Genomic DNA, 5,720 nt, shown 5'->3' on the forward strand with positions numbered 1-5,720 from the left:
TCAGCCAGGGTTTAAATCCCTGGCTGACTACTGACATTAGTGCAAGATATCAGTTACAACCGACTTCCTAAAGAGCGAAATCTCTTTACTTAAGGAACTTAGTGCTTCTTCTTACCCTTACCTCCGACATTGCTATTCACCGAGACAACTGAGTTGCCGGTAACGACACTGTTGCTCACGATACTAGCGGTATCTATACTCTGGACGCTTTGTACAGTCTGGAAAGTACCAAAGCTAAAGGGGAAGCCAGAGAATCCTCCTAAAACCATGTTCATTTCCTGACCATCGCTTAGTTCATTGAGGAAGCTTTCAGAATCTTGGAATAACTCAGAACCAGCAGGACGAAGTTCAGCGATTTTAATAGTAGACATTTTGATTTCTCCTTACTTTCAGATGTTAGTTATTCAGTTAGCATCCAACTATTCATGACTAGTAAGCTTGCTAACTTCTTAAGTTAATCATCGTACCCAGCAATATAAAAGTCAATAGTTTTGTGGCTTATTTTTGGACTTAACTAAAGCCTGAAATTGACATAAATAAATAATTTATATCTAATTTTTAAAGACATAAATAATGGGATTAGTCTTTTATGTATGGACATAAATAAGTGACTTATGTCTTTCTTTACGATAGCAAGACACAAGTCACTTACTTATGTCTTATTTAAACAAAAAATAAGATTTTGATCAGACATAATTCAAAGATGGATGGCTAGAATAAAAATTGATTAATTAGTTCAACCCTAGTAGTTTTTCAATTTAGTTTTTAGGGTTAAGTCAAGGTGTTAGGTATTAGGTATATAGCAATTATAAATCATTTGTAAAATATGCAAACTCGTAAATCTTTACTGGGCAAGGGTTATAGCGATAGCTTCGGGCAATATATTTCACAAATCATATAGGATTGCTAGAGTGTCTAGTGCCTCATCCAACTAACGATTGAGTTTAAAATTAAGTAAAATTCAGCAGTATACTATGCAAAGCTTGATTACTATTGACCAGAAAGCTCTTTTTGAGCATGTCAGGCTCTCTTGCCAAATTCCTACCTTACTTGAAGGCATCGTTACTTGCAAAATTATTGAATCAGCAGCAGCAGAGGCTGGGATTCAAGTGGAGCCCGAAGAACTCCAACAGGCAGCAGACGACTTCCGTCTCGCCACCGAACTTCATAACACTGACGAGACTTGGTCGTGGCTGCAAAAACATCATCTATCTCTGGATGATTTTGAAGCATTGATTTATACCAACACTATCGCTGACAAGGTCGCTCAACATCTGTTTAACGATCAAGTTGAGTCTTTTTTTTATGAGCACCAGCTTGATTATGCCGGAGTCGTCATGTACGAAGTGGTTTTGGAGGACGAAGACCTAGGGTGGGAAATCTTTTATGCCTTCAAGGAAGGAGAAATCAGTTTCCATGAGATTGCTCGCCAATATATTCAGGACGTGTCACTGCGCCGCTCTGGAGGATATCGAGGAATACTACAGCGCCAACAACTCAAGCCAGAGATTGCTGCAGCGGTGTTTGCTGCCAGTCCGCCCCAGATTCTCCAACCCATTGTCACCTCATCTGGAGTACACCTGATTTTGGTTGAGGAAATCATTCAGCCGCAATTGGATGAGCAGTTGCACTCTGAGATTCTTTCAAAGTTGTTTTCTGACTGGCTAAAGGAACAACTGGAACAGATAGAAATTGTTGCCCACTTATAACCGGAGCATCGATATAAACGCCATAATGGCTGTTTTTTTTGGTGAGAGAGCTTCATAATTACGATGTCTTCAATAAAACTTTACCGATACTTCTTGAAAAATTCACAGAATTTTATCAGTATAGGGTGTGTCAACGAATTTAGCTGTCATATGGTTGTAACTTACGTTCAACACGGTGCTCCAGAAAGCAGCGATATAGAAGCAGGTCAGTTTTTGACCCCAGATCAACGACAATTGCTGCTAGAAAGCCTAAAAACCCATTTACGCCCAGAATACCGTCGTCGGATTGAGATTATGTTGCTGGCAGATCAAGGTCAGTCTCAGGCTCAAATTTGTACAGCATTACACTGCTCTCAAGAAACCGCACGGTATTGGATTTGCCAACTCCAAACGGGTAACATGCACAATTGGAATGCTTTGCCAATTGGCCGACCTAAGACCATTAATGACCAATACCTTGAACGTTTAAAAGAGCTGGTGAGTCATAGCCCCCGTGAGTATGGCTATTCATTTCACTCTTGGACAGCCCATTGGTTGAACAAGCATCTGACCCGAGAGTTTGGCATTGAAGTCAGCGATCGCCATATCAACCGTCTGCTCAAAAAAATGGGACTTTCCACCCGCCATAAATCCTCCAAGGCTCAGAATACCAAGAACTCTTCTAAAACTGAGGGTTGTGGCATTGTTGTTCGCAACTTGCCTTCTGCCTCATTAACTGAATCGTTGAAATTGTGGCCATTCAATCCACAAAAAATTAGCAGCTAATACAGCTAGTATAGCGCTATGCGCAAGTCAGAAGTTAGAAGTCAGAAGTCAGAAGTAAGTTATTACTGAGTTTCGGAGTTTAGGAATGTCAAACACCTTAATGCTTAGTGCGCTTGCAGCTAGTACAAAATGGTGGCAATAACTGAGTAGCTAATAGTTGGTTATTAAGAGTTAATGTATAGTCCTTCGGACAAGTAATAACACAAATCATAACTGGTAATAAAATTACTGAAAACTTACTGATAACTGACACTTGTGCACCAGGACAAAAACAGATTATTTCTTGCAATACTTAGGAATTAATGATTGTAAAATCAATCCTAATCAGAGCTAATTCAGTAATATATCATAGGTATATTTTAGTCATTCAAAACTTACGGGATGGCATCAACTCATTACATGTAGCATTTCGAGGTGAACTATTTTAAGACTACATGTAGTGTAGGGGCATGGTGAACTAAATCGAGAATTGAACGTAGAGCAGATGTAGAGCAACTGTGCATGAATACCGTGTTACAAATAGCGATATTTTTATTACTGAATTAAAGCTCTAGGAATGTTTTGATTGATTGGAGTAAACTCCATGGTTCAGGATTCATCGTCTCAAGCTGCTTTCAAGCAATATTTTGCTCAACAACTTGCCCAGACCCTGGGACAAGCACTCCCTCAACAAGAACTCGACCGCTGCTTCAAGGGTATTAAAATTCTGGAACCAAGAGCAGGTAAGGGATTCTGGCAAGCAGGTAATGGCAATGTTGGCCTTTACATCGTTATGGCTGGCAAAGTCAGGCTCCTTGATCACAACAATAACTTACTGACTTCTCTAGAAGCATCCAGCACCTTCGGCGAGCTGACGTTGTTTCCAGAAGAATCGTTTCAGCCTTACACAGCCAGAGCTTCTGTCAAGCTCAAGGTTTGCTATCTTGCTGGTGAGTTGTTGCAGCCCTTGCTCCGTAACTATCCTAGCATCCGGGATCACCTGCATAGACAAGCGGTATTGCGGGATCTATTCTTATTGTGTCGTCGCAATGGTTTTTTCGAGAATCTACCCCGAGAAGGGTTACTTAAAACGCTATCGCTATTGAAACCTTATACTCTCGAAGTCGGCACACTCCCAGATTCTCTACTAAACAATCAAAAACTTTGGCTGCTCGGACACGGAGAGCTACTCCATGGTTCTGGCAAAACCCTCAATGCTGGCAGCATCTACACTCCCTCCCAGTTAAAGGAAGGAAACTCTTGGCAGGTGAGGATGCCAACTAAGCTATATAGTCTCAGCAATGCTGATAGCAAAATTGCCCTACTCCACTTGCCACAACTTAGTGAGCTGATTGAGTCTGATGCTACCCCATTGCCTAACGACCAACCTATGCCAGCATTGGCTAAGACCTTGTCAGCTGTCGCACCTGCTCAACCCCCTCCACAGCGAAAACCAAAGCCCAAGACCCGTCGAGTTTACTTTCCTAACCCCACAGTCAAAGTCAGCCATTGGTGGCAGCAAGTTACTCAAAGCTATCCGTTCTTTGCCCAACAGAGTTCTTCAGATTGTGGTGCTGCTTGTTTAGTGATGATCGGTCGCTACTGGGGTAGGCGTTTCAGTGTTAATCGTTTGCGGGATGTTGCCAATGTTGACCGCAATGGCACATCACTACGAGGTCTAGCAGCAGCAGCAGAAAGCATCGGTTTTTCGACCCGACCGGTCAAAGCTAGTCTCGACCGATTGGCAACAGAGAAACTGCCTGCTATTGCCCATTGGGAAGGCAGACACTACATCGTGGTCTATAAAGTCACTCGCGATCGCGTAATTGTAGGAGACCCTGCCATTGGTCAAAAAACCTTCAACCATTCCGATTTCAAAGCAAATTGGACTGGCTATGCCCTTCTGTTGCAACCCACAGCAATGCTGAAGGAAGCCAAGGAGGCGAGTGTTGCCTTTTGGCAGTTCTTTGAATTAATGAAACCTCACGGGCTGGTGCTTTTTGAGGTATTGATCGCATCTATATTAGTTCAGATCTTCGGACTAGTTACACCTCTATTCACACAGCTATTGTTAGACCGGGTAATAGTGCAAGGTAGTACCCTGACCTTAAACGCTGTTGGCTTAGGCTTGCTGCTGTTTGGCTTATTCCAAATTGCCATGACTGGCTTGCGGCAATATTTGCTAGACCACACCGCTAAGAAAGTCGATCTGGCGCTTATTGTCGGGTTTATTCGCCATACCTTCCGATTACCCTTAAACTTCTTTGAATCTCGTTTTGTCGGTGACATTGTCTCCCGAGTCCAGGAAAACCAAAAAATTCAAAGTTTCCTCACTGGCGAAGCGATATCAATTTTGCTCGACTTACTCACTGTTTTTATCTACGTAAGTCTGATGTTTTGGTACAGCTGGAAACTGGCAGCCCTAGTATTATTAATTGTCCCGCCATTTTTCCTGCTGGCATTGATCGCCACGCCTTTCTTGCGCCGGATTTCCCGAGAAATATTCGATGCTTTAGTTAATCAAGAAAGCTATCTGATCGAAACCCTGACCGGGATTAACACAATTAAATCCATGGCAGTTGAACAAACAGTGCGCTGGCATTGGGAGGAACTCTTAAATAAGTCCATCAAAATTAGCTTTTCTGGACAAATCATCAGCAACCAATTACAAATATTCAGTAATACTATCGAAACAGTTGCTACTACTACTCTGCTGTGGTATGGAGCGTGGCTGGTGATTCAAAACCAACTCACCATCGGTCAATTAGTCGCGTTTGATATGTTGCTAAATAATGTAATTGCTCCTTTCCAGCGAATAACCGTTTTGTGGAATCAATTGCAGGAAGTGCTGATTGCAGTGGAACGGATCAATGATGTGCTGGATGCGGAACCAGAAGAAGATTTGCAGCAGCAATCTCGCCAATCCTTACCACAACTGAGGGGTCACATTCGTTTTGAGCAAGTTACCTTTCGTTATCACCCTCAAAGCGATATTAATGTACTCGAAAATCTCAGTTTTGAGGTAAAACCAGGGCAAATGGTAGCCCTAGTCGGTCGCAGTGGTTCAGGGAAAACCACCATTTCCAAATTAGTTTTGGGGCTTTATATCCCCACAGATGGCAAAGTGTTAATTGATGGTCAAGACATCACCAGTCTTTCCCTGCGCTCATTGCGGGAGCAAATTGGTGTAGTTAACCAAGATACATTTCTGTTTGGCAAAACCATTCGGGAAAACATTGCCATGGGTTATCCCTCAGTTGTGGTAAG

4 protein-coding genes are annotated in these 5,720 nt (G+C 42.4%); 3 read left to right on the forward strand and 1 reads right to left on the reverse strand.

Annotated features, from left to right (window positions below):
- Positions 1-98: 98 nt before the first annotated feature.
- On the reverse strand, positions 99-371 hold the full coding sequence (locus F6K52_RS31125) for a hypothetical protein (RefSeq protein ID WP_293088031.1): 273 nt from the start codon (positions 369-371) through the stop codon (positions 99-101).
- Positions 372-974: 603 nt separating this feature from the next.
- On the opposite strand from F6K52_RS31125, the gene F6K52_RS31130 reads away from it, so the two are divergent.
- The 3 genes from F6K52_RS31130 to F6K52_RS31140 form a co-directional block, all read left to right on the forward strand.
- A complete protein-coding gene (locus F6K52_RS31130) occupies positions 975-1,709 on the forward strand; it encodes a peptidylprolyl isomerase (RefSeq protein ID WP_293088033.1) in 735 nt (244 codons plus the stop codon).
- Between the two features lie 150 nt (positions 1,710-1,859).
- Positions 1,860-2,474: a helix-turn-helix domain-containing protein gene (locus F6K52_RS31135; RefSeq protein WP_293088035.1), complete on the forward strand. Its 615-nt coding sequence runs from the start codon at positions 1,860-1,862 to the stop codon at positions 2,472-2,474.
- Positions 2,475-3,057: 583 nt separating this feature from the next.
- Positions 3,058-5,720, forward strand: a 2,663-nt coding sequence (locus tag F6K52_RS31140; protein WP_293088037.1) for a peptidase domain-containing ABC transporter, incomplete at its 3' end; no start/stop codon positions are given.

Source organism: Moorena sp. SIO3H5 (genome assembly GCF_010692395.1).
Classification (GTDB): Bacteria; Cyanobacteriota; Cyanobacteriia; order Cyanobacteriales; family Coleofasciculaceae; genus Moorena.